The organism is Micromonospora sp. WMMD882, from assembly GCF_027497255.1.
Lineage (GTDB): Bacteria > Actinomycetota > Actinomycetes > Mycobacteriales > Micromonosporaceae > Micromonospora.
In genome coordinates this window covers 4,865,931-4,887,845 of record NZ_CP114903.1, presented here as the reverse complement: position 1 = coordinate 4,887,845, position 21,915 = coordinate 4,865,931, and the positions used below count along the sequence as shown (strand labels likewise).

General features: G+C 70.9%; 27 protein-coding genes and 2 pseudogenes. 15 read left to right on the top strand and 14 right to left on the bottom strand.

Annotated elements, in window-relative coordinates; genetic code table 11:
- Window positions 1–27: 27 nt before the first annotated feature.
- From O7606_RS20920 to O7606_RS20900, 5 genes are all read right to left on the bottom strand, one after another.
- Window positions 28–1,224, bottom strand: coding sequence for a restriction endonuclease subunit S (locus tag O7606_RS20920; protein WP_281595714.1), 1,197 nt, complete (start codon window positions 1,222–1,224; stop codon window positions 28–30).
- Window positions 1,221–2,738: a class I SAM-dependent DNA methyltransferase gene (locus O7606_RS20915; RefSeq protein ID WP_281595713.1), complete on the bottom strand. Its 1,518-nt coding sequence runs from the start codon at window positions 2,736–2,738 to the stop codon at window positions 1,221–1,223. The genes O7606_RS20920 and O7606_RS20915 overlap by 4 nt, the downstream gene beginning before the upstream one ends.
- Window positions 2,739–2,881: 143 nt before the next feature.
- On the bottom strand, window positions 2,882–3,202 hold the full coding sequence (locus O7606_RS20910) for a hypothetical protein (protein ID WP_281595712.1): 321 nt from the start codon (window positions 3,200–3,202) through the stop codon (window positions 2,882–2,884).
- Between the two features lie 11 nt (window positions 3,203–3,213).
- Window positions 3,214–3,372: a hypothetical protein gene (locus O7606_RS20905; protein WP_281595711.1), complete on the bottom strand. Its 159-nt coding sequence runs from the start codon at window positions 3,370–3,372 to the stop codon at window positions 3,214–3,216.
- Complete coding sequence (locus O7606_RS20900; protein WP_281595710.1) at window positions 3,363–3,575, bottom strand: hypothetical protein; 213 nt, start codon at window positions 3,573–3,575, stop codon at window positions 3,363–3,365. The genes O7606_RS20905 and O7606_RS20900 overlap by 10 nt, the downstream gene beginning before the upstream one ends.
- A 198-nt stretch (window positions 3,576–3,773) precedes the next feature.
- Between O7606_RS20900 and O7606_RS20895 the strand changes: the two genes are divergently transcribed.
- The 4 genes from O7606_RS20895 to O7606_RS20880 all read left to right on the top strand — a co-directional run bounded on the left by O7606_RS20895 (window position 3,774) and on the right by O7606_RS20880 (window position 5,958).
- Window positions 3,774–3,998: a GntR family transcriptional regulator gene (locus O7606_RS20895; protein ID WP_281595709.1), complete on the top strand. Its 225-nt coding sequence runs from the start codon at window positions 3,774–3,776 to the stop codon at window positions 3,996–3,998.
- 203 nt (window positions 3,999–4,201) lie between these two features.
- On the top strand, window positions 4,202–4,438 hold the full coding sequence (locus O7606_RS20890; RefSeq protein ID WP_281595708.1) for a GntR family transcriptional regulator: 237 nt from the start codon (window positions 4,202–4,204) through the stop codon (window positions 4,436–4,438).
- Between the two features lie 118 nt (window positions 4,439–4,556).
- Window positions 4,557–4,844 carry a ribbon-helix-helix protein, CopG family gene (locus O7606_RS20885; protein ID WP_281595707.1) on the top strand — a complete coding sequence of 96 codons (288 nt, stop codon included), beginning with the start codon at window positions 4,557–4,559 and terminating at the stop codon, window positions 4,842–4,844.
- Between the two features lie 496 nt (window positions 4,845–5,340).
- Window positions 5,341–5,958, top strand: a complete 618-nt coding sequence (locus O7606_RS20880) for a C39 family peptidase (protein ID WP_281595706.1) — start codon at window positions 5,341–5,343, stop codon at window positions 5,956–5,958.
- Between the two features lie 104 nt (window positions 5,959–6,062).
- Here O7606_RS20880 and O7606_RS20875 read toward each other — a convergent pair whose 3' ends face one another.
- Together O7606_RS20875 and O7606_RS20870 are read right to left on the bottom strand one after the other, a co-directional pair.
- Window positions 6,063–6,317 (bottom strand): Txe/YoeB family addiction module toxin, encoded by a 255-nt coding sequence (locus tag O7606_RS20875; RefSeq protein WP_281595705.1) that lies wholly within the window; start codon window positions 6,315–6,317, stop codon window positions 6,063–6,065.
- The gene (locus tag O7606_RS20870; RefSeq protein WP_281595704.1) at window positions 6,314–6,604 is read right to left on the bottom strand and encodes a type II toxin-antitoxin system prevent-host-death family antitoxin; all 291 of its coding nucleotides are present in this window, start codon (window positions 6,602–6,604) and stop codon (window positions 6,314–6,316) included. The genes O7606_RS20875 and O7606_RS20870 overlap by 4 nt, the downstream gene beginning before the upstream one ends.
- A gap of 309 nt (window positions 6,605–6,913) precedes the next feature.
- Here O7606_RS20870 and O7606_RS20865 point away from each other — a divergent pair, with 309 nt between their 5' ends.
- Together O7606_RS20865 and O7606_RS20860 are read left to right on the top strand one after the other, a co-directional pair.
- Entirely contained in the window at window positions 6,914–7,192 is a 279-nt protein-coding gene (locus O7606_RS20865) for a type II toxin-antitoxin system prevent-host-death family antitoxin (protein WP_281595703.1), read from the top strand.
- Complete coding sequence (locus O7606_RS20860; RefSeq protein WP_281595702.1) at window positions 7,189–7,599, top strand: type II toxin-antitoxin system VapC family toxin; 411 nt, start codon at window positions 7,189–7,191, stop codon at window positions 7,597–7,599. The genes O7606_RS20865 and O7606_RS20860 overlap by 4 nt, the downstream gene beginning before the upstream one ends.
- A gap of 28 nt (window positions 7,600–7,627) precedes the next feature.
- Here the strand turns inward: O7606_RS20860 and O7606_RS20855 are convergent, their stop codons facing one another.
- The 5 genes from O7606_RS20855 to O7606_RS20835 all read right to left on the bottom strand — a co-directional run bounded on the left by O7606_RS20855 (window position 7,628) and on the right by O7606_RS20835 (window position 11,406).
- Window positions 7,628–8,353, bottom strand: coding sequence for a CDP-alcohol phosphatidyltransferase family protein (locus tag O7606_RS20855; RefSeq protein ID WP_281595701.1), 726 nt, complete (start codon window positions 8,351–8,353; stop codon window positions 7,628–7,630).
- Complete coding sequence (locus O7606_RS20850; RefSeq protein ID WP_281595700.1) at window positions 8,328–9,395, bottom strand: iron-containing alcohol dehydrogenase family protein; 1,068 nt, start codon at window positions 9,393–9,395, stop codon at window positions 8,328–8,330. The genes O7606_RS20855 and O7606_RS20850 overlap by 26 nt, the downstream gene beginning before the upstream one ends.
- On the bottom strand, window positions 9,383–10,114 hold the full coding sequence (locus tag O7606_RS20845) for a phosphocholine cytidylyltransferase family protein (RefSeq protein ID WP_281595699.1): 732 nt from the start codon (window positions 10,112–10,114) through the stop codon (window positions 9,383–9,385). The genes O7606_RS20850 and O7606_RS20845 overlap by 13 nt, the downstream gene beginning before the upstream one ends.
- Window positions 10,115–10,186: 72 nt before the next feature.
- Window positions 10,187–10,960, bottom strand: coding sequence for a hypothetical protein (locus O7606_RS20840; protein ID WP_281595698.1), 774 nt, complete (start codon window positions 10,958–10,960; stop codon window positions 10,187–10,189).
- Window positions 10,957–11,406: an NUDIX domain-containing protein gene (locus O7606_RS20835; RefSeq protein WP_281595697.1), complete on the bottom strand. Its 450-nt coding sequence runs from the start codon at window positions 11,404–11,406 to the stop codon at window positions 10,957–10,959. Before O7606_RS20835 ends, O7606_RS20840 begins: the two co-directional genes overlap by 4 nt.
- A gap of 96 nt (window positions 11,407–11,502) precedes the next feature.
- Here O7606_RS20835 and O7606_RS20830 point away from each other — a divergent pair, with 96 nt between their 5' ends.
- From O7606_RS20830 to corA, 3 genes are all read left to right on the top strand, one after another.
- Window positions 11,503–12,006 (top strand): ester cyclase, encoded by a 504-nt coding sequence (locus O7606_RS20830; RefSeq protein WP_281595696.1) that lies wholly within the window; start codon window positions 11,503–11,505, stop codon window positions 12,004–12,006.
- Window positions 12,007–12,142: 136 nt separating this feature from the next.
- The gene (locus O7606_RS20825; RefSeq protein ID WP_281595695.1) at window positions 12,143–13,237 is read left to right on the top strand and encodes a PLP-dependent aminotransferase family protein; all 1,095 of its coding nucleotides are present in this window, start codon (window positions 12,143–12,145) and stop codon (window positions 13,235–13,237) included.
- Between the two features lie 329 nt (window positions 13,238–13,566).
- Window positions 13,567–14,721, top strand: a complete 1,155-nt coding sequence (gene corA / locus O7606_RS20820) for a magnesium/cobalt transporter CorA (protein WP_281595694.1) — start codon at window positions 13,567–13,569, stop codon at window positions 14,719–14,721.
- A 111-nt stretch (window positions 14,722–14,832) separates the two neighbouring features.
- Here corA and O7606_RS20815 read toward each other — a convergent pair whose 3' ends face one another.
- On the bottom strand, window positions 14,833–15,618 hold the full coding sequence (locus O7606_RS20815; protein ID WP_281595693.1) for a hypothetical protein: 786 nt from the start codon (window positions 15,616–15,618) through the stop codon (window positions 14,833–14,835).
- An 84-nt stretch (window positions 15,619–15,702) separates the two neighbouring features.
- Between O7606_RS20815 and O7606_RS20810 the strand changes: the two genes are divergently transcribed.
- Together O7606_RS20810 and O7606_RS20805 are read left to right on the top strand one after the other, a co-directional pair.
- Window positions 15,703–16,233, top strand: a complete 531-nt coding sequence (locus O7606_RS20810; protein WP_281595692.1) for a peptidylprolyl isomerase — start codon at window positions 15,703–15,705, stop codon at window positions 16,231–16,233.
- A 216-nt stretch (window positions 16,234–16,449) separates the two neighbouring features.
- Window positions 16,450–17,358: a rhomboid family intramembrane serine protease gene (locus O7606_RS20805; RefSeq protein ID WP_281595690.1), complete on the top strand. Its 909-nt coding sequence runs from the start codon at window positions 16,450–16,452 to the stop codon at window positions 17,356–17,358.
- 45 nt (window positions 17,359–17,403) lie between these two features.
- Here O7606_RS20805 and O7606_RS20800 read toward each other — a convergent pair.
- Window positions 17,404–17,826 (bottom strand): annotated as a pseudogene (locus tag O7606_RS20800) (PH domain-containing protein); the annotation flags it as partial.
- A 130-nt stretch (window positions 17,827–17,956) separates the two neighbouring features.
- Here O7606_RS20800 and O7606_RS20795 point away from each other — a divergent pair.
- The 4 genes and pseudogenes from O7606_RS20795 (at window position 17,957) to O7606_RS20780 (ending at window position 21,903) form a co-directional block, all read left to right on the top strand.
- Window positions 17,957–19,129: an acetyl-CoA C-acyltransferase gene (locus O7606_RS20795; protein WP_281595689.1), complete on the top strand. Its 1,173-nt coding sequence runs from the start codon at window positions 17,957–17,959 to the stop codon at window positions 19,127–19,129.
- 81 nt (window positions 19,130–19,210) lie between these two features.
- Window positions 19,211–19,630, top strand: a pseudogene (locus O7606_RS20790) (hypothetical protein); the annotation flags it as partial.
- A 133-nt stretch (window positions 19,631–19,763) separates the two neighbouring features.
- Complete coding sequence (locus tag O7606_RS20785; RefSeq protein WP_281595688.1) at window positions 19,764–20,456, top strand: response regulator transcription factor; 693 nt, start codon at window positions 19,764–19,766, stop codon at window positions 20,454–20,456.
- The gene (locus tag O7606_RS20780) at window positions 20,449–21,903 is read left to right on the top strand and encodes a histidine kinase dimerization/phospho-acceptor domain-containing protein (protein ID WP_281595686.1); all 1,455 of its coding nucleotides are present in this window, start codon (window positions 20,449–20,451) and stop codon (window positions 21,901–21,903) included. Before O7606_RS20785 ends, O7606_RS20780 begins: the two co-directional genes overlap by 8 nt.
- Window positions 21,904–21,915: the final 12 nt, after the last annotated feature.

Below are 21,915 nucleotides of genomic sequence, written 5' to 3'. Positions count from 1 at the left end.
CAGTGGACAGCCGGTCAGCATCTCACATCACAGCAACCCCCGAAAAGCCCGATCCTGCAACGAAGCGAACAGCGCATCCATCTCGGCCAGGCTCGCCAGATGTGCCGTCCGCAAGACGTCAACCTCTTCGATCCGGTCAGTAAAGGCGTTCTGAAGATTGAGCGGTGGTGTGGCGATCGGCGTCGAACGGACATCGGAAACGCTGATGGTGTTTAGTCCGGAAGTGGTTCTACCTGCTCGCAGTAAGTGTTGCCGCCCGCCTATCGAGTTGACAAAGTAAGATGCAAAAGAAGGGAGAATGACTTCCGGATCAAACCTCACTCGAATCAGGTGGTTCTGATGGACGCACGGACTGATGGAATTATTCCATAGAGCGGCTCGGCCAATCTCTTCTGGATTTCCGTGACCTTCAACGATAAGCAAGTCTCCATCCCTTAGGGAGGTTCGGCTGATTTCCGAATGTGAAGCTCGAAGCGTTTTGATTTCAGTTAGGTTGAGGCGACTGCGGTGAACATTTGCGACTCGCAGGTACGGCACTTCGACTGGGTGCTTCGAGCGGGAACCGCTGAGTTGAAGTCCACCCTGCACTTCCGCTACCAAGCCGATCCGGGTTATTGGCCAAGCGCGCGGATTGTGAGTCGGATCACCGAACGTGTCGAGGAAGATCGACTGAGTGAGGTCGTTGAGGTGCGCCAGGGCTTCGCGGCGCTTGGTGCGCAGCTCGTCTGCTCGATCCAGGGCCTGGGCAATCCTCTGCTGTTCGCTTAGTGAAGGAGTCGGGATAGCAAGGTTGGCTAAAAAGGCTTCTGGCACCCGCCGTTGCCCAGCACTCCCGGTCATGCGCCGCTCGCCAGACGCTCGGATCGCTGGCCTGCGCAAAAAATGCAGTAGGTATCGCGCATCGAGCGCGGAGCCCTTCGGCCTGACCACATGGAACTCGGTTGATCCCACTCCAGTCGGCCGAGAGAGGCAAGCCTGAGCAATCTTCCCGTTCTCGAAGCAAGGCGTGATCTTGGCAACTAGAATGTCTTGGTTTGCGAATAAGGTGTAACCCTTGCTCACTTCACCGAATAGGCGGTCCTCACCGCTTCCGGTGGCTCCTGTCTCGGCATCGACCGCCGACATGGGAACGAACGAGACGACATCTTCGGGCTCCGGACGTTCGACCAGCTTTGGATTGATTGAAGCGACATCGGCGAGTTTCGAGACCGCAAGTGTCGTCATCCGAGCGCCCCCTTCAGGTCGGAGATCCCCTGCTGGAGCTCGGCCTCCAATCGCTCCAGGTCGGCGAGGATGTCGAGCGGCGAACGGTGTGTAACGTCCTCATGGACGACTTCCTTGTAGCGGTTGAGGCTGAGGTCGTAGCCCTGTTCGGCAATCTCGGCCTTGGGGACGCAGAAGCTCTGTTCGGTCCGCGCCCGGTTCAACTCGTCGCCGTCGCGGCGGGACCAGCGTGCCAGGGCGTCCGGTAGATTGTTCTTCGCGTGCTCGTCCTCGGTCAGCGGCACATCCGTCACCGGTCCGAGTTTTTCGGCGGGTAGCAGCGGGGTGCGCTTGTCGTCCAGGCTCCAGCCGTCGGCGGTCACCTCGTAGAACCAGACGTTGTCGGTGCCGCCGCTGTTGGTCTTGGTGAAGAGCAGGATCGCCGTCGAGACACCGGAGTAGGGCTTGAAGGCGCCGCTCGGCAGCTTCACCACCCCGTCCAACTTCTGGTCCTCGACCAGCATGCGGCGCAGCTCCTTGTGCGCCTTGCTCGACCCGAACAGCACACCATCCGGCACGATGACGGCGGCCCGTCCGCCGGGCTTGAGGAGCCGGAGGAAGAGGGCGAGGAACAGCAGCTCGGTCTTCTTGGTCTTGACGATCCGCTGGAGGTCCTTGGACGTGCTCTCGTAGTCGAGGCTGCCGGCGAAGGGCGGGTTGGCCAGAATCAGCGAGTACTTCTCCGACTCGCTGCTGACGCTCTCGGCCAGCGAGTCGCGGTAGCGGATGTCGGGGCTCTCCACGCCGTGCAGCAGCATGTTCATGCTGCCGATGCGCAGCATCGTGCTGTCGAAGTCGAAGCCGTGGAACATGCTCTCGTGGAAGTGCTGCCGCTGCGCCGCGTCGTGCAGCGCGTCCGGGTGGACCCGCCGGACGTGCTCACCGGCCTCCACGAGGAAGCCGGCCGTGCCGCAGGCCGGATCGCAGATCTCGTCGGACGGCGTGGGAGCCGTCATCTCGACCATGAGCTGGATGATGTGCCGGGATGTACGGAACTGCCCGTTGTGACCAGCGGTAGCGATCTTGCTGAGCATGTACTCGTAGAGGTCACCCTTGGTGTCCCGGTCCGCCATCGGGATCTCGTCGATCATGTCGACCACCCGACCGAGCAGGGCCGGGCTGGCGATGGTGAAGCGGGCATCCCGCATGTGCTGGGAGTAGGTCGACCCGTCGCTGCCGAGCTGTTGGAGGTACGGGAAAACCTGGTGGGCGACGATCTTGTGCATCGTCTCCGGGTCCCGGTCCTTGAACTGGGACCACCGGAGTTCTTCCTGGTCAGGGCCGAACCGGAGGGTCACGGAGGCCTTCGGGAAGCGCTCGGCCTTCCTCCGCTCCCGCGTCTCGATCTCGTCCAGTCGCTTGATGAAGAGCAGGTAGGTGATCTGCTCGATCACCTCCAGCGGGTTCGAGATGCCGCCCGACCAGAAGGCATCCCAGATGCGATCGATCTTGCTCTTCAGTTCACCGGTTATCACGTGCCCTCGTCCCATGGCGTCGCCGTCAAGCTCGGTCCACAGGCTACAGCGCTGAGTGACTGATCAATCTGGTGTGGATCGTCCGAAAGCGACTGGCCGAACGGGTCGTTGTAGCAGCCGTGGACCGCGCTCGGCAGAGCTGCTCAGGGACCGGAGCGGCGGAGGGGTTGGCGGCCACTGCGTCGAGGCGTGGGAGCGGGGGCAGGGGTAGGGGTAGGCGCGGGGGCGGAGAGTTTCCGCAGGCCGGCAGGCTGGACGAAGATCTCCCGTCGGGCGATCGCGTCGCCCTTCTCGTTGAGCTGGTAGCCGTCGAGCCACAGCCACCAGTCGAACGTCGGCCGGTCCACGAGCACCCGGATCAGCCGGAACATCATCGGCTCCACGAACTGCACGCTCGCGGCCCGGGTGACCTGGAGCAGGTCTCCGGCCCGCAACTGCCGGCCCGGCACAGCAGGACCAGTCACGCGAGGACCAGTCACGGCAGGAACCGCCGCCACGCCGTGATCCGACTCCGCGCCACCCGCACCGCCGGACACGAATCACCGTCGGCGCACTCCGGGCACCGGTGATGCCGGTGGTATTCGAGCACGTACCAGGCGAGTTGGACCAGGTACGGCGTACGCCTCACCGCCATGACCACAACCCCGCCCGGAACTCCCCCGCCAAGGTCAACAACGGCCGCTCCGGAAATAACGGCACCCGGGCCACCCCCACCGCCAGGTGGTACGCCCCGCGCTGCTCCGGATAGATCGTCGCCGGCCCGAGCTGATCGAGGTGTGTCGAGCGACGCCGCCGCTTGAACGGCCAGAACCGCTTGACCGGAGACCAGAACCCCATGACTCCTCCTGACAGAAGGTTTACGAACCCCTACAGAAGGTAACCTGCCTCGTACTTGAAGTGCAAGATATTAAACTTGTACATGCTGTATGTGATGTTATTACGATTATTTCACTACATCTAGTCCGTTTTATACTGTAGATACCCCTCGGATGGGCTGGCGTAAGCGTCCCTAAGGTCCGGCACATGGTCGATGAGATGTCTCCGGTAGCGCTCTACATCCAGCTCGCAGACCTGCTGGAGGCTCGGATCACCTCCGGGGAGTTCGCGCCGCGCAAGCCCATCCCGAGCGAGGCACACATCGAGCAGGAGTACGGCGTCTCGCGCGGCACCGTCCGCGCGGCGATCCGACTCCTCAGGGAGCGTGGACTGGTCGCGACGATGCCGGCGCGCGGGACGTACGTCACCGAGCGGAAGTCCTGAGCGTTCACCTGCTTGCCCCAGATTTGGGGCAGCTCCAAAGGCGCTGACTCCCCCACCCTCACCGACGCCGACCCGTCGGCGCGCCGGCCTGGGTCCTCGGCCCATGCTGGTCAACTGGCCCACGACGGCGTTCGTAGCTACGGCTCGGCCAGCTCGCGAACGAACGCCACGCCGCGAGCCGGCTCCGGAGGTAGGTGCGAGGCATGCTCAATCCCCTGAGCCCGGTCCCGCTGTACGTCCAGCTCGCTGACGTCCTGGCGACGAAGATCGGGCGCGGGGAACTCCAGCCACTCCACCCGCTTCCGAGCGAGAAGCACCTTCAGCAGGAGTTCGGAGTCGCCCGGGGCACCGCTCGGGCGGCGGTGCGTCTGCTACGCGAGCGTGGGCTGGCCATGACCGTGCCGCAGCGCGGAACGTACGTCACCGAGCGGAAGTCCTGACCCGGCTGCCGCAGAGGCCGGCGGCCCCGGCTGCCGGTGGTCGTACCGTCGGCGGCGTGGCTGACGGGGCCCGCGCCCGGGGTGGCGCAGACTTCGACGAGTGGAGGAGGCGAGTCCTGTGACCGAGCCGGACTTCGACCGGATGACCAAGGACGAGGTCGTCGCGTGGTTCCAGCACACCGACAGCCTGGCGCCTGTCATCAGGTCCATGACCGAAGCGCCAGCGTCCGCCACCGCCCCCGGTACGCCAATGATGCTGGTCAGCATCCGCCTGCCCGTGCCGCTCGTGGAGCAGCTCGACCGCCTCGCCAGCCAGACCGACACCCGTCGATCCGACCTCATGCGCGATGCCGTGACCAGCTACGTCACCGTGCGTGCCATCGAGGGCCGAGCGGACGCGGCATAGAGCCGCCCCCATCACCGACCTCGATGCCGCGTACGACCTGTTGTACGAGTCGGACCATCGCGACGTTCGAACGCCCCATGCACGCCGATTCTGCGTAACGGTGATCGCCGACGTCACCTACGCCGGGCGTCCGTCCCGCGAGGTGCGCCTGGACATCGAACGCCAGGACGACGCCCGGAAGTTATGCGGGCCCCAACTGTCGTGATGTCCGGTATGCGACCGGATGTCCCGTCGGCGGGGCCGGCTGCCCGGTGGAATGGCTGCCCGGGGCCCGGCGTTGTACATGGTTCGGCCAGCGCACCACCAGGCCCGACGCCCGACCGGCGGCCCCCCGGGAACCCCGGGGAATGCGCCCCGGCTGGCCGTCGTTGCACCACCCTCACGGCCCGGGACCCGCACCACACCCCCACCGTCCCGAGGCCCTTCGGACTTTTCTCCCGCGTGGCACCACCCGCCCCCGGGACGCCGCACACCCCCGACCAGAGGAGACACCACCATGACTGCTCTGATCCGTAAGACCGCCCTCACCATCGCCGGCGCCGCCGTCGTCGGCGGCGCGGTCGCCGCCCCGGCCACCGCGTTCGCCGCTCCCGCCGAGCGCCCCGGCAACACCGAGCGGCAGCTGAACATCCGCTACGAGGCGCAGCCCAACTTCTACTACTGCGGTCCCGCCGCCGCGCGGAACGCGCTGACCGCGATGGACAAGACCCCCGACCAGGATCAGGTGGCCAAGGAGATGGGCACCACCGAGGCGGGCACCGACTCGGCCAACGACATCACCCGCTTCCTGAACAAGGAGACCGGCGGCAAGTACCGTACCGTCGAGATCTCCACCCCCGAGGCCGACGACAAGCAGACCGACACGTTCCGCGCGGACATCGTCAAGGCCATCGACGACGGCCGCGCCGTGGTCGCCAACGTCGCCGGCACCGCCACCGACACCGACGGCGTCAGCCACTCCTTCGAGGGCGGCCACTACCTGAGCGTGGTCGGCTACCGGGACGGCGGCGACACCGTGAAGATCGCCGACTCGGCGAACCCGGCCCAGGCGTCGTACTGGATGACCACCGAGGCCCTGGCCGACTGGACCGCCACCCGCGGCTACTCCAGCTGACACCCCACGACAGACACGAACGGGCCGGACCCCACCACGGGGGTCCGGCCCGTTCGTCGTGTCCGCCGGCGAACACCGCCGAGCTGACCGGAAGGTCGACGAGGTCACTCGTGGTGGTAGCGGCACTGCGCGATCTGCACGGTGTCGTCGACGATCCGGTACGCCAGGCGGTGCTCCTGATCGATGCGCCTCGACCAGAAACCTGACCAGTTGCCCCGGAGCTGCTCTGGTTTGCCGATGCCCTCGTGTCCGTTGCGCCGGATGTCCTCGATCAGGGCGTTCACTCGCTTGAGCATCTGACGATCCCGTTGCCAGGCCAGGTAGTCCTCCCAGCCGCGGCTGGCGAACTGGATCTTCACGCTGCCGCTGCCCCGCCTGAACCGGCATGGGAATCGGGATCGATCAGGTCATGCATCTCCCCACCTCCGTTGCGCAACTCTTCGACGGCCTCGTTCAGCCGGCGTGCATTGGCGGGGCTGGCCATCAGATACGCGGTCTCCTTCAGCGACTCGTACTCGCGCAGCGAGATGATGACGGCGGCTTCCCGGCCGGAACGGGTGACCACGACTTCTTCGGCGTCGTCCACGACGTGGTCGAGCATCTTGGCCAGGTTCTGCCTGACTTCCGAGTAGGTGACGGTGCGCATGAGTGCCTCCCGAACGTGCGTACAAGAAATTGTACAAGCATCCAGGGGTGCGTGTTGCCGGAGCGTGCCGGTCGGTTACCGGCCAGGAGTCCGTCGGAGACCGCCTGGAAGGTATGCAACCCGCAACTGCCGTGACCTTGCGTCTCGTCTCCGTGCGCGGATCTCTCCGCCTCGTGCTCCCGCACGGCCGACCAGGCGGTTCGGTCACTCACAGCCTGGCATCCTCTGCGTCACGGCCGGCAGGCGCCTCACTCTCCGCCAGGGCGGGGGAGCTGCAAAAGTAGAACATCTGGTTCTACACTCTTGGTCATGGAGCGCATCGGTGTCCGGGAGTTGAACCAGAACACGAGCCAGGTGTTGGCTCGGGTGAGCGGCGGTGAAACCGTCGAGATCACCGATCGTGGGCACCCGATCGCCCGACTCGTCCCGGTAGGAGACGACAGGTCGACGCTGGCCAGGCTGGTAGCCGCCGGGCGGGCTCTCGCCCCGACCGGCGGCGGGCCCCTTCCGCTTCCGCCGAAGCTCGGTGGCGAGGACGTGGACGTTGCCGCCACGATCGCTGCCATGCGAGACGAGGAGCGCTGGTGATCTATCTTGACTCCGCCGCCGTCGTCAAGCTGGTCCGCCAGGAGGCGTGCAGCGCTGACCTTGTCGACTGGCTCAACAGCCACGACGACGTGCCGCTGGTCTCCTCGGCCCTCGTCGAGGTGGAAGTGCCCAGGGCCTTGCGTAGATCAGCGCCGCAAGCCCTGATCGGAGTGCCGGCGGCCGTCGGACGACTCTTCCGGCTGGAGATCGACAGCACGATCCGTGCGACCGCGGCCACGTTCTCCGAACCGACGCTGCGCAGCCTCGACGCCATCCACCTGGCCACCGCGCAGGTGCTGACCAACGAGTCCGGGACGACACTCGTCGCGTTCGTCACCTACGACCGGCGCCTGCTCGAATGCGCCAAGGAGGCAGGACTGCCGGTAGCGAGTCCCGGCCAGAACTGACCCGCGCCTCCCGTCGCCCCGGGCAGGCTCAGCGCAACGAGGCGCGGGCCGAGAAGGCGATGCTGGCGAGCAGGAAACCACCGTTGACGACGGTGAACGCGACGATCACCCAGAACGTCAGCGCCGGCACGAACGCCAACACCAGACCCGCCACGAAGATCACCGCGCCGTAGTCGCGGACCAGCTTCACCAGGCGTACCGGCAGGGACGTGGACGTGACCATGCTGGCGGCGTTCGGACCGGCCTGCATGACCGAGGTGACCAGGTTGACCATCCAGGTGCCGGCGAACGCGGCCACCAACCACACCGGCGTCGACGGGCGCTGCGCCACCGCCACCGCGCCCAGGGCGGTGACCAGGGCGATCTGGGCGGCCACGTCACACAGCACGTCCACCCGGGCGCCGGCCGCGCTGCCCTGCCCGGTCACCCGGGCGAGCTGACCGTCCGCGCAGTCCAACGCGTACGCGACCTGCCAGCCGACCAGCGCGACCAGCCCGACCAGCCAGGCCGGCACGGCCCCGGCGGCCACCCGGTCGGCGGACGCCACCACGGTCACCGAGGCGGCCAGCCCCAACACCAGGTTCGTGACGGTCAACGCGGTGGGCTTCAGGCCGAGCCGCTGGGCGGCCAGCGCGAACACCGCGCCCAACCACTGACTGATCGACTCGCTGAACAACCCGCCGCCCCGGTTCACCCGGTGGAAGTCGGCGACGGTGGGACGGGACGGCTCAGCCAAGGTGGTCGCGGAGTGCACCGGCGTAGTCTGCCAGCCGCTCCCGGGTCTCGGTAACCGACATCGCCAGGTGCTCCAGGATGGTGTAACGGTCCGGTCGGGTACGCGGCGCGTACCGCACCGCCTCGACGAACTGCTCGTCGGTCAGGCCGATGCCGGCCGGGTCGACGGCCAGGCCGTGCCGGCGCAGGCAGGCGGCGAGCTGGCCGAACCGCTCCGGCTCACCCCGCAGGTACGTGCAGAACAGCGCGCCCAGCCCCACCTGCTCGCCGTGCGACGCCGTACCCGGGAAGAGCCGGTCGATGGCGTGCGAGATCTCGTGGTCGCCGCCGCTGGCCGGGCGGGTCGAGCCGGCCACCGAGCTGGCGATGCCGCCCAGGATCAGCGCCTCCGCCAGCGTGGTCAGGAAACCGTCGTCGGTGATCTTGCCGGGGTGGTTGACCAGCGCCTCCGCCCCCGTCCGGGCCAGCGTCACCGCCAACCCGTCGATCGGCTCGTCGCGTACCTCGTGAGCCAGCTCCCAGTCGGCGCAGGCGTTGATGTTGCTCACCGCGTCGCCGATGCCCGCCTGGGTCTGCCGGTCCGGGCCGTTCTCCACGAAGTCCAGATCCACGATCACCGCGATCGGCATGTGCACCCCGTACGAGCCCTTGCCGCCCTCGTGGTCCAGGGACGCCGTCGGCGAGGCGATGCCGTCGTTGGCGAGACTCGTCGCCACCGTCACCATCGGCAGGCCGTACCGGGTGGCGGCGTACTTCGCGGTGTCGATGGTCTTCCCGCCGCCGATGCCGACCACCGCGTCGTAGTGGCCGGACCGCAGCCGGTCACCCAGCTCGTTCGCCGCGTCGATGGTGCCGCCGGCAACCGTGAACACGTCCGCCGAGCCCAGGCTGGGCCGGCACAGCTCGGCGATCTTCTCGCCCTGGCCGGGGCCGACCACCACCGCCACGTCACCCCCGGCGGAGATCCGCCGGTCCGCCAGCAGCGGACCCAGGTCGGCCACCGCGCCGCGCCGGACCTCGATCACCAGCGGCGTGTTGACGGTACGGGCTAGTAGCGGCACGCGATCTCCCGCGCCCGGGCCAGGTCGTCGTGGTTGTCGACCTCCACCCAGGCCACGTCACCGATCGGGGCCGCCCGCACCTCGCCGCCACGGTCGGCGAACTCCTGGTAGCCGTCCTCGTAGTAGAGGTTCGGGTCCCGCCGCCAGGTCGCCTCCAGGGCGTCGGCGAGCGCGTCCGCCACCTGCGGCTCGATCAGCGTCGCGCCGATGTACTCCCCGTACGCCTCGCCCGGGTCCATCAGCTTGGTGATCCGGGTGAGCTGGCCGGCGGCGTCGAAGGTGGTCTTCATCTCCTCGTCGGCGAGCGTCTTGATGGTGTCCACCGCGAGCAGGATGCCCGGCCCGCGCTCGGCCAGCAGCGTCTTCTCCACGCTGACCGGGTGCACGGTGTCGCCGTTCACCAGCAGCACGCCCCTGGCGAAGTGCTCCCGGGCCAGCCACAGCGAGTACGCGTTGTTCCACTCCTCGGCCCTGTCGTTGTGCACCAGGGTGAGCCGTACGCCGTACCTCCGCTCCAGCTCCGCCTGCCGGGTCACCACCGCGTCGGCGGCGTAGCCGACCACGATCACCACGTCGGTCAGCCCCACCTCGGCGAGGTTGCGCAGGGCGATGTCGAGGATGGTCGTCTCCCCGTCCACCGGCACCAACGCCTTCGGCAGGGTGTCGGTGTACGGCCGCAGCCGGCGTCCCGCTCCGGCGGCGAGCACCATCCCGATCATTGACGATCCTTCCCTCGTACGACGTGGGGGTTCCCCGGTGGAGGATAGCCGCGCGACCCCGACCGGCCGGCGTCAACCGGGCAGGGCGGCGAGGTCGGCGAGCATGGTCAGGCGCTCGTCAGCGGTGAGCGCCCCGAACGGGGCAGCCGCCCGACGGTCGGTCTCCTGCTCGATGGCCAGCCGCTCCGGCCCGTCCGGCAGGGCGCTCACGCTGGCCGCGGTGTGCCCGGCCGCCGTCCACGCCGCCGCGTGCGCGTCCGCCCGGTGGTAGCGCAGCGCGCCCAGCCGGTTCAGCAGCAGCACCCCCGGCGGGACGCCGTCCGGCTCGTACGGCGGGGCCATCACCCGGAACGCCTCGCCCGCCCCGGCCGCGTCGTCCTCCTCCAGCGCCACCAGCGCGTACGCGAGCAGCCGCCCCAGCGTCTCCACCAGGCGGCGGACCCGGTCGTCGTGACCGGCCCACAGCTCCTCGGTGACCTCCGCGTGCACCTGGTAGATCTCGGCGAGGAACGCGGCCCCGCGTTCGGTGACGGAGAACGCCCCGTCGGCCCGCCGGTGGATCATGCCGTGGGCGACCTGCTTGTCCAGCGCCCGCTGGCAGACCGCCGGATCCCGGTAGCGGGTCACCGCCGCGAAACCGGCGGCGGTGACCGTTCCGCCCGGCGCGGCCAGCCTGGTCCGGAACTCCACCAGGAACCCGGTGGCGGCCTGGCCGCCGTACCGCTGGCCCAGCTCGGCCCCGCCGCCGTCGCGGCCGGCGAGCATGCCGGCGACGAAGACCCGCTCCACCGCCGGGGCGAGCAGCCCCGCGAACCGGTGCGGCGGAAGCTCGACCCCGTCGCTCACGAACCGATCGAACGTAGGGCGGCGAAGGCGTCCTCGGCGATCCGCCGGATCAGCCCGTCGTTGACGTCCCGGTGCTCGTCGAGCACGGCGACGTCCGGCTCCGCCAACCAGCGGAACTCGGTGTGCTTGCCCGGCTCCAGCCGGGGGTGGGCCAGATCACCGTCCACCCGCACCAGGTAGTCGACCTCGACCCGGGTCAGCCCGTCGTCGCCGGTGTAGTGGTACTCGCCGACGACGGCGAGCACGTGCGAGACCGTCCAACCGGTCTCCTCGGTGACCTCGCGGCGCAACGCGTCCTCGAAGTCCTCGCCCGGCTCCAGGTGGCCGCCCGCAATGTCCCAGGTGTTGGGGAAAAGCCGTCGTTCCGGTGACCGGCGCTGGAAGAAGATGCGGCCGTCGTCGTCGACGATCAGCGCGCCTGCGCAGCGTAGAGGCTCGGTGGACACGCCTTGACCCTAGCGAGGGAACACTGATCCGGCGACGCCCGGACGGTTCGGCCGGGCAACGGGTGTGAGCGGCGGATCGACGGGTAGGGATAGTTCGTGGTATCGCCGGCACCGCGCCGACGGGTGGCGCGGGCCGACGCCCGACGGGAGGTCGCCATGCGCAGCGCCAGGGAACTCGTCGAGCAGCAGTACGTGATGCTCCGGCAACGGGATCTCGCCCGGCTGCCCGAGCTGTACGCGGACGACGCCTTCTACTCGATGCCCGGCCTGACGGTACGGCCGATCGAGCTGCCGGCGCTGCTGCGGGCCTGGGCGGGGGCCTTCCCCGACCTGCGTACCGAGCCGACCGGGCTGGTCGACACCGCCGGTGGGGTGGTGGTGGAGCAACGGATGACCGCCACCCACACCGGCGCGCTGCACACCCCGCTCGGCACGGTCGCCCCCACCGGGCGGCGGGTGAGCTGGGACGTGGTGGACGTGGTCCGGGCCCGGCACGGGCTGATCGCCTCCTGGCGCTCCTACTTCGACCAGGGGCTCCTCCTGGCCGACCTGGGCTGGCGTCCCGAGCCGACGACGGTGGCCACCCCGCTCGCCGCCTGACGTTCGGCGGAGGCGGCCCGGCCCCGCCGGCCGGGCAGCGGGCCCCGGAGCCGGGTCACCCGTCCCGGTGGCTCAGGATGCGGACATCGTCGTGCCGTCGGCGATCCGTCGCCGGCCGCCCGTACGCTCAGTAGCCATGACCGCCGAGCAGCTAATCTCCTTCGCCCGTGGCGCTCCCTCACTGGACATCGTCGATGTCGAGGGGCTCAAGGCCGCCGCCGTCCGCGCCTTCGACGCCGACCCCGCCGGAGTGACGGCGTACGGCACCTCCGTCGGTTACCCTCCCCTGCGCCGCTGGATCGCCGAGAAGCACGGCGTGGCCCCGGAGCAGGTGCTCGTCACCAACGGCTCGTTGCAGGCGGACGCGTTCCTCTTCGACCACCTGGTCCGGCCGGGTGACGCGGTGGTGGTGGAGCGGCCCACCTACGACCGGACCCTGCTGAACCTCCAGCGGCAGAGCGGCGAGCTGCACGCGGTCACCATCCAGCCGGACGGTCTGGACACCGCCGAGCTGCGCAAGCTGCTGGAGTCCGGGGTGCGCCCCCGGCTCGCGCACGTCATCCCGAACTACCAGAACCCGGCCGGGGTGACCCTCTCCCTGGAGAAGCGGCGTGAGCTGCTCGACCTCGCCGCCGAGTACGGCTTCACGATCTTCGAGGACGACCCGTACGCGGACATCCGCTTCCGGGGCGAGCGGCTGCCGTCGATGCTGTCGATGGACACCCGGGGCGTCGTCGTGCACGCCTCCAGCTTCACCAAGACGGTCTGCCCCGGCGTGCGGGTCGGCTACCTGGTGGGCCCGGCGGACCTGATCGCCGACATCGCGAAGAAGGCCACCAGTCTGTACATCTCGCCGGGCATGGTGGCCCAGGCGATCGTGCACGAGTTCTGCGTCTCGGGTGACATCGACCGCTCGATCGAGACGGTCCGCACCGCGCTCGGCGAGCGGGCCCGGGTGCTGGCCGAGTCGCTGCGCCGGCACATCCCCGAGGCGCGCTTCGTCGAGCCGGACGGCGGCTACTTCCTCTGGGTGGAGCTGCCGGACGACGTGGACGTGGACGCGCTCGCCCCGGCGGCGGCCGAGCGTGGCGTGGCCGTGGTCAAGGGCAGTGACTTCGTGGTGGACGGCGGGCGGCACGCGCTGCGGCTGGCCTTCTCGGCGGTCACCGCCGACCGGATCGACGAGGGCGTCCGTCGGCTGGCCGAGGCGATGAACGCGGTACGCGCCTAGCCTTCTGTCAGATATCCGACAGTTACCGGTTGAGGCTGGTCCGGGGCTCCCCCCGGGCCGGCCTCGCGGCCCACAATGCTGCGAGCGCCGTTCACGTCGAAGGCCCAGGTAGACAGGGTCGAGCCGACGCCACGACGACGCCCAGCAGCACCATCCCCCGCCCCCACAGGCGGCGGGTGGGCCGGGTCGCACCTCACCCCCTTCGACGCGCCCGGCCCACCCGCCGCCGCCCCCACCGGTCGGCCGCGTCCACTCGGCCGGTCCCCGCGCCGCGCCAGCGGCGTAACGTGCAAGCGGCACCAGCCGTGGGTGGGAGGAGGCGCGCCGACATGTCCGAGCGGATCGACCGGAGCCGGAACACACCGCTGGGCACCGGCCGGGTGCTGCGCCCCCGGGCCTGGGTCGCGCCGGTACGCGCGATGAGCCGGATCCTGAACTCCGAGGACAGCCCCCGCCCACCCACCCAGACCGGCCCCGACCGCAGCGCCGTCGTCGACTGCGCCCTCTACGTCGAAGGCGTCCGGCAGCCCGGCGAATGGAACTACGCCGACGCGCTCGCCGCCGCCCGCCGCAAGCCGCACGCCTTCGTCTGGCTGGGCCTGCACGAGCCGGGCCTACGCGAGATGACCGCCATCGCCGCCACCTACGGGCTGCACGAGCTCGCCGTGGAGGACGCCGTCAAGGCCGAGCAGCGGCCCAAACTCGAACAGTTCGGCGAGGTCAGCTTCCTGGTGCTGCGCACCGCCCGCTACTGCGAGCACACCGAGCTGACCGAGAAGACCGAGGTCGTCGAGACCGGGCAGGTGATGCTCTTCATCGGCCCGAACTTCCTGATCAGCGTCCGGCACGGGGACGCCTGCCGGCTCGCGGCCGTCCGCACCGACCTGGAGAACACCCGCGACCTGCTGTCGCACGGCCCGTGGGCGGTCGCGTACGCGGTCACCGACCGGGTGGTGGACCTCTACCTGGAGGTCGCCGACCAGATCGAGGACGACCTGGACGTGCTGGAGACGGAGGTCTTCGACCGGCAGAGCCAGCACCCCGGCCGGATCCAGCGGATCTACCAGATGAAACGGGAGCTGGTCGAGTTCAAGCGGGCGGTGGTGCCGTTGCAGCGTCCGCTGATGACCCTCACCGCCCAGGTGAACCGGGACGTGCCCAAGGAGGTCAGGCGCTACTTCCGGGACGTGCAGGACCACCTCAGCCGCACCGTCGAGCAGGTCAACTCGTACGACGACCTGCTGAACTCGATCCTCCAGGCGCGCCTGGCCCAGGTGACCGTCGACCAGAACAACGACATGCGCAAGATCGCCGCGTGGGCCGCCATCGCCGCGGTGTGGACCGCGATCGCCGGCATCTACGGCATGAACTTCGAGAACATGCCCGAGCTGAAGATGACGTACGGGTATCCGGTCGTGCTCACCCTGATGCTGGTCATCTCGCTCACCCTGTACCGGTGGTTCCGCCGCAACGGCTGGCTCTGACGGCAGCGCGGAGCGCCGGCGGCGCGGGGGCGTACCCCCGGCTCGCCGGCGCTCTCTCCCGGGCCGGTGGGGCCGGCGCCCGGCGCGACCCCGCTGTTCGTCCTGCCCCGGTCAGCGGCGGCTGCCGGTGCTCCCCATCGCCCTGCTGATGTCGTCGGCCGGCCGGCCGGTGACGTCCCGGGCGCCCTCGGCCACCGACGGCACCTGGTCGTTCGGGGTGACGGTCGGCGCGGCGGCCGGCTTCGTGGTGGAGGCGCTGTCGCCCTTGGCCACGGCCGAGCTGCCGGCGCCGGTCGGACCGCCGGCGATCACCGGGCCCTGGTCACCGGTCGACTTCGGGGCGGCCGGGGTCCGGACCTCGATCGTCTCCACCTCGTCGCGCATCGGCTCCAGGGTGCCCGGGTCGGTACGCGGCTCGGTGCGGGCGGGCGCGTACTCCGACCACTCCTGCTGGTCACGGCGACGCCGCAGGGCCAGCGCGCCGGCCACCCCGGCCACCGCGCCGGCAGCCAGCAGACCGGTCATCATCCCGCCACGGCGGGTCTTCTTCTTCGCCTTGCCGATTCGCATGTTCTTCGCCTTCGCCTTCTTCGCCACCGTGCCGGCCTGCGCCGCGCCGCCCCGGGCGGCCACGGCCAGCGGGGTGAGCGTGGCCACCGTCGAGCCCCAACCGCGGGTGGCCCGGTCCCGGACCAGCACCGCCGTCGGCGTCACCGCGGTCCGGGCCGACTGCACCCGCGGGCCGACGGTCTGGCCGACCCCCCGGGACGCGTACGAGGCCGCCTGCACCAGGTGGCCGACGCTCCGGTTGAGCTCGGCCTTGGCCAGTTGCCCCTGGGTCTTGCGCCGCCCGATTCCAAACACGGTCCCACCTCCTGGGAGTAGTTCCTTCGTCATCCTCCACCTTCGGATGCCTCCGCACTGCCAGATCGGGCACATGGGAGGATCCGCATGGAACTGACCGACGAGTGAGGAGTACCCGTGGCCGAGGCTGTCTACGCCACCCTGCACACCAACCATGGCCCGATCCGGCTGGAGCTCTTCCCCAACCACGCTCCGAAGACCGTCCGCAACTTCGTGGAGCTGGCCGAGGGCACCCGTGAGTACACCGACCCGAACACCGGCCAGCCGGGCAGCGGGCCGTACTACGACGGCACCATCTCGCACCGCGTGATCAGCGGTTTCATGGTCCAGATGGGCGACCCGACCGGCACCGGTCGCGGCGGGCCGGGCTACAAGTTCGGCGACGAGTTCCACCCGGAGCTGCGCTTCGACCGGCCGTACCTGCTGGCGATGGCGAACGCCGGGCCGGGCACCAACGGCTCGCAGTTCTTCATCACCGTGGGCCCGACCCCGCACCTGAACAACCGGCACACCATCTTCGGTCAGGTCGCGGACGAGGACTCGGCGAAGGTCGTCGACGCGATCGCCAACACCCCGACCGGCCCGAGCGACCGTCCGCTCTCCGACGTGGTCATCGAGCGGGTGCAGATCGAGCGCACCCCGGCCTGACCGGACCGTTCCCGGTCCGACGCCGTCGGCGCCGGCCGGGCGGCGTCCCCGCCGCCCGGCCGGCGCCGCGTCCGGCTGCCCGGTCTTCCCCCGCTGCCCCGGCCGGGGCGGCGGGCCGGGCGGGCGGCGTGGTCGTTCCCGGTCAGGGTTCCGCGCGCGAGGTACCTTTGCTCGCATGACTGAGCGCTCCAGGCGCGCGGACGGGAGGTCGAGGCCGTGAGCGAGTCCCCGCCCACCACCCCGGTCTGCTACCGGCACCCCGGTCGGGAGACGTACGTCCGGTGCACCAGGTGTGACCGTCCGATCTGCCCGGAGTGCATGCGGGACGCGTCCGTCGGACACCAGTGCCCGGAGTGCGTGAACGAGGGTCGCCGCTCGGTACGGCCGGCGCGCACCGCGTTCGGCGGCGGCGTCGCCGGTCGCCACGGCTACGTGACCAAGACGCTGCTCGGGCTGAACCTGCTGATGATGCTGCTCTCCATCGCGTCGGACCGGGGCGGCGACTCGGCGGCCGGCGGCGCCGGCTTCGGCGGGCTGATGGGCGGCAGCACCCCGCTGACCCAGTGGGGCGCGGTGATCGGCTACGCGGTCTTCCCCGACGGCGCGCTGCACGGGGTCGCCGACGGCGAGTGGTACCGCCTGGTCACCGCCATGTTCCTGCACTACGGCGTGCTGCACCTGCTGCTCAACATGTGGGCGCTGTGGGTGCTCGGCCGGTCACTGGAGGCCGCCCTCGGCCCGCTGCGCTTCCTGGCGCTCTACCTGATCGCCGGGTTCGGCGGCAACGTCGCGGCGTACTTCTTCAGCGCGTCGAACGTCGCCACGGCCGGCGCGTCCACCGCGATCTTCGGCCTGTTCGCCGCGCTGTTCGTGATCATGCGGCGGCTCGGCCGGGACACCTCGGCCGTGCTGCCGATCCTGGTGATCAACCTGGTGTTCACGTTCGCCGTGCCGGGCATCTCCATCGCCGGTCACCTCGGCGGCATGGTCACCGGGGCGCTGCTGGCCCTGGTCCTGGCGTACGCGCCCCGGACGCGTCGCTCGATCTTCCAGTTCGCCGGCGCGGCCGTCATCCTCGTCGTCCTGCTCGGCATGGCCCTCCTGCGCACCGCCGCCCTCCTCTGACCGCTCCCGCTGTCGATCAATCCGGTGCGGGGGCGGCGTGGGTGGCAGGGCGGCGACCACCTCGGCGGGGTCGGCGTCGAGGTCGTGGCGGCTGAGCAGGTGGATCGTGTCGCCGGCGTCGATCTCCAGGAACCGACCGCGCCGGCCGAGGCGGGAACGGTCGTCGACGGAGATCGCCTCGACGGCGGACCAGGGGATCGTGCGTCGGCCGGCGAAGCCGGTCACCACGGTCAGCCCGGTGGCGTCGACGGCGAGGCGCACCGGGGCCAGCAGGTCACGCGCCGCCCAGCCGGCCAGACCGAGCGCGGTCACCCCGGCCAGCACCACCTGGACCGGGTCGCCCTCGGCGAAGAGCAGCCCCAGCGCGACCACCCCCACGGCCACGGCCAGTTTCACCACCGGCAGCTTCACCGGCACCCGCCACTGCCGGGCCTCGGGCGGGGTGGACGACGGCTGCTCTGCGCGCATCCGTCAAGAATGCCGGCCGGGCGCCCCCCAGCGGACCCGGGGGCCCGGGACCGGACCGGGAACGGTGGCCTCCCGGCGGGCGGGGGAAGCACGTAGGATCGGAGCACCTGTGGTTACCGGGGAGTAGATGATGAGTGACGCGGTTATCGTCGGCGCGGTGCGGACCCCGGTCGGGCGGCGCAAGGGCAGCCTCTCCGGCGTCCATCCGGTCGACCTGTCGGCGCACGTGCTGCGCGCCCTCGCCGAGCGGACGGGCATCGACCCGGAGCAGGTCGACGACGTGATCTGGGGCTGCGTCTCCCAGGTCGGCGAGCAGTCGTGGAACGTCGCCCGCAACGCCGTCCTCGCCGCCGGCTGGCCCGAGTCGGTGCCCGGCACCACGCTCGACCGGCAGTGCGGCTCCAGCCAGCAGGCCCTGCACTTCGCCGCCGCGACCGTCCTGTCCGGTCAGGCCGACCTGGTGGTCGCCGGGGGCGTCGAGTCGATGACCCGGGTGCCGATGGGTTCCAGCGTCGCCGGTGGCCTGCCCTTCAGCGACCAGGTACGCGACCGCTACCGGGGCGTCGAGGGCTTCGCCGACGACGACCCGCTGCCGTTCAACCAGGGCGTCGGGGCCGAGCTGATCGCCCGACGGTGGCGCTTCTCCCGCACCCAGCTCGACGAGTTCGCGCTGGCCAGCCACGCCAAGGCCGCCGCCGCGCAGGACGCCGGGGCGTTCGACCCGGAGCTGGCCCCGGTGGCGCTGGCCGACGGCGGCAAACTCACCGCCGACGAGGGCGTCCGGCGGGACACCTCCCTCGACCGGCTCGCCGAGCTGAAGACCCCGTTCCGCGCCGACGGCGTGGTCACCGCCGGGTCCGCGTCCCAGATCTCCGACGGGGCCGCGGCGCTCGCCGTCACCACCGCCGAGTGGGCCAGCCGGCACGGCCTGCGCCCGCTGGCCCGCGTGCACACCGCCGTGGTCGCCGCCGACGACCCGGTCACCATGCTCACCGCGCCCATCCCGGCCACCGCGAAGGCGCTGCGCCGCGCCGGGCTGGGCATCGAGGAGATCGGCGTGTACGAGGTGAACGAGGCGTTCGCCCCGGTGCCGCTGGCCTGGCTCGCCGAGACCGAAGCCGACCCGGAGCGGCTCAACCCCCGGGGCGGCGCGATCGCGCTCGGTCACCCGCTCGGCGCGTCCGGGGCACGGATCATGACGACCATGCTCCAGCACATGCGGGACAACAACATCCGCTACGGCCTCCAGACCATGTGCGAGGGCGGCGGCATGGCCAACACGACGATCGTCGAGCTGCTGTAGTCACCCCCGGCGCGTCGGACAGCGGGTGCGGCGGGCCGGCGGTGGAAGTTCCGCACCGGCCGGTGTGTCGTTGGGCACGGCATGGACGTGTTCTCCCGGACCTTCCTACCCGCCGCCGCCGAGACCGGGCTGGCCGTGCAGACGGTCAGCCGACACCTGCCGGTCTTCCGGCGCTGTGTCCACCCCGACGACCCGACGATCCTGGTCACCCGCTGCACCCGCCCGGAGCGGCCGGCGTCGGGCGAGTACCTCCTCCTGATGACCTGCCACCGGCTGGTCGTCACCCGGCAGAGCCTGCTGCTGCACCGGCTCCACCTGCACCTGAACACCGAGCTGCGGCACCTCGACCACGTCACCTGGCACTCCGACCCGCGCCGTCAGCGGATGGAGCTGTCCGCGACCGTAGTGGACGGGGTGCGGGAACGGTTCCTGATCCGCACGGACCACCCGAAGCAGGTGTGGCAGCTCGACCGGCTGCTCGACCACGCCTTCCGCCACCGGACGTCCACGTCCCCGCCGTCGGCCTGACGGGCGCCGGTCGGGCGGCGGGTCGTACCGTCGTCGTCCGGCGTCCTTACCGAACCCGAACACGCGCCGTGCGTCGCGGACCCGCCCGGTCGGGGATCATGGGCCGGTGAGCGTCGACGTAGCGCACCGGGGGCTCGTCCTCGTGGTGGAGGACGAAGCGGCCATCGCCGACCTGCTCCGGCTCTACCTGACCCGGGACGGCTTCGGCGTCCACGTGGAACGCGACGGGCCGGCCGGGTTGGCCGCCGCCCGCCGGCTGCGGCCGGTGGCCTGCGTACTGGACATCGCCCTGCCCGGACTGGCCGGCACCGAGATCTGCCGGCAGCTCCGCGCGGCCGGCGACTGGACGCCCGTCATCTTCCTCACCGCCCGCGACGACGAGGTCGACCGGATCCTCGGCCTGGAGTTGGGGGCCGACGACTACGTGACCAAGCCGTTCAGTCCACGGGAGCTGGTCACCCGGGTCCGTACCGTGCTCCGCCGGGCCACCGGCACGCCGGACGGGGCGGAGCGTCCCCGCCGGGTCGGGGCGGTGGTGCTCGACCCGGCCCGCCGCACGGTCACCGTCGCCGGGCAGCCCGTCCAGCTCACCTCGACCGAGTTCGACCTGCTCGCCCACCTGATGGCCCGGCCGGGGCGGGTCTACACCCGGGAGGAGCTGCTGGCCGGCGTGTGGGGGTACGCGGCGCACACCGGCACCCGGACGGTCGACGTGCACGTGGCCCAGGTCCGCGCGAAACTCGGCGACACCAGCGTGATCCGTACCCACCGGGGCGTGGGGTACGCCGCCGATGACTGACCGTCCGCCGCGCCGACCCGGGCGTACCCTGACCGCCCGCGCGGTCCTGGTCACCTGCGCGGTGGCCCTGGTGTCGGTGCTGGTCACCGCCGTTCTCGCGGTGCCCCTGGCGGTGCGTACGGCGGAACGGCAGGCGCAGGACGCCCTCGCCGCCCAGGCCCGGCTGACCGCCGAGGTGCTGCGGTTCCGGCTGAGCCGGGGGCGGCCCGCCGACGAGGAACGGCTGCTGCGGCTGCTGGCGAACCAGGGCATCGACGCGTACCTGATCGGCGCCGGTCGGGTCGACCGGCCCGGCCTGCCCCGGCAGGTGGTGGAGCGGATCGCCGCCGGCCGCAACGTGTCCGGCCGGCGGATCGTGGACGGGCGGCCCGCCCTGGTCGAGGGGCGGGCGCTGGCCGGCGGCAACGGGGTGGTGCTCACCCGCCCCCGGGCCACCGGGCTGTGGCGGCAGGTCATCCCCGGGCTGTGGCTGCCGCTGCTCGCCGGGCTGGCCGCCGGGGTGGTCGCCGGCTCGCTGCTGGCCCGCCGGCTGGCCCGCCCGATCCGGCAGGCCGCCACCGCCGCCGCCCGGCTCAGCGCCGGCGACCGGGCGGTACGGGTGCCGGTCGAGCCCCCGGAGGAGGTGGCCGAGCTGGCGTACGCGCTGAACGGGCTGGCCGCCGCGCTCGCCACCAGCGAGGGACGGCAGCGCGAGTTCCTGCTCTCCGTCTCGCACGAGCTGCGTACCCCGCTGACCGCCGTCCGGGGTTACGCCGAGGCGCTCGCCGACGGGGTGCTCGGCCCGGCCGAGGCGGAACGGACCGGACGGATCGTGCTCGCCGAGGCCGAACACCTCGACCGGCTGGTCAGCGACCTGCTCGCGTTGGCCCGGCTGGAGGCCGCCGACTTCCCGCTGGACCCGGTGCCGGTGGACCTGGTGGAGCTGGTCGGCGCGGCGGCGGGCACCTGGGGCGGCCGGTGCGCGGCGGTGGGGCTGGAGCTGCGGGTGGAGACGCCCGACCGGCCGGTGCCCGCGTACACCGATCCGGGGCGGATCCGGCAGGTGGTGGACGGGCTGCTGGAGAACGCGCTGCGGGTCGTACCGCCGGGGGCGCCGGTGGTGCTCGCGGTCCGGCCGACCGGACCGGGGCCGACCGACGGCGGAGGGCCGGTAGACGGCGGAGGGATGACCGACGGCAGCGGGATGACCGGCGGCGGGGTGGTCGAGGTCCGTGACGGCGGGCCCGGCTTCACCGACGACGACCTGGCGGTGGCGTTCGAACGCGGGGCGCTGCACCAGCGGTACCGGGGCATCCGCAAGGTGGGCAGCGGCCTGGGGCTGGCGCTCGCCGCCGGGCTGGTGCGGCGGCTCGGCGGCACGATCACCGCCGGGCACGCCCCGGAGGGCGGCGCGGCGTTCACCGTCGAACTGCCGGGGATTCCTTACCGGATCCGAACACCGGCCTGACCCGGCCCGCTC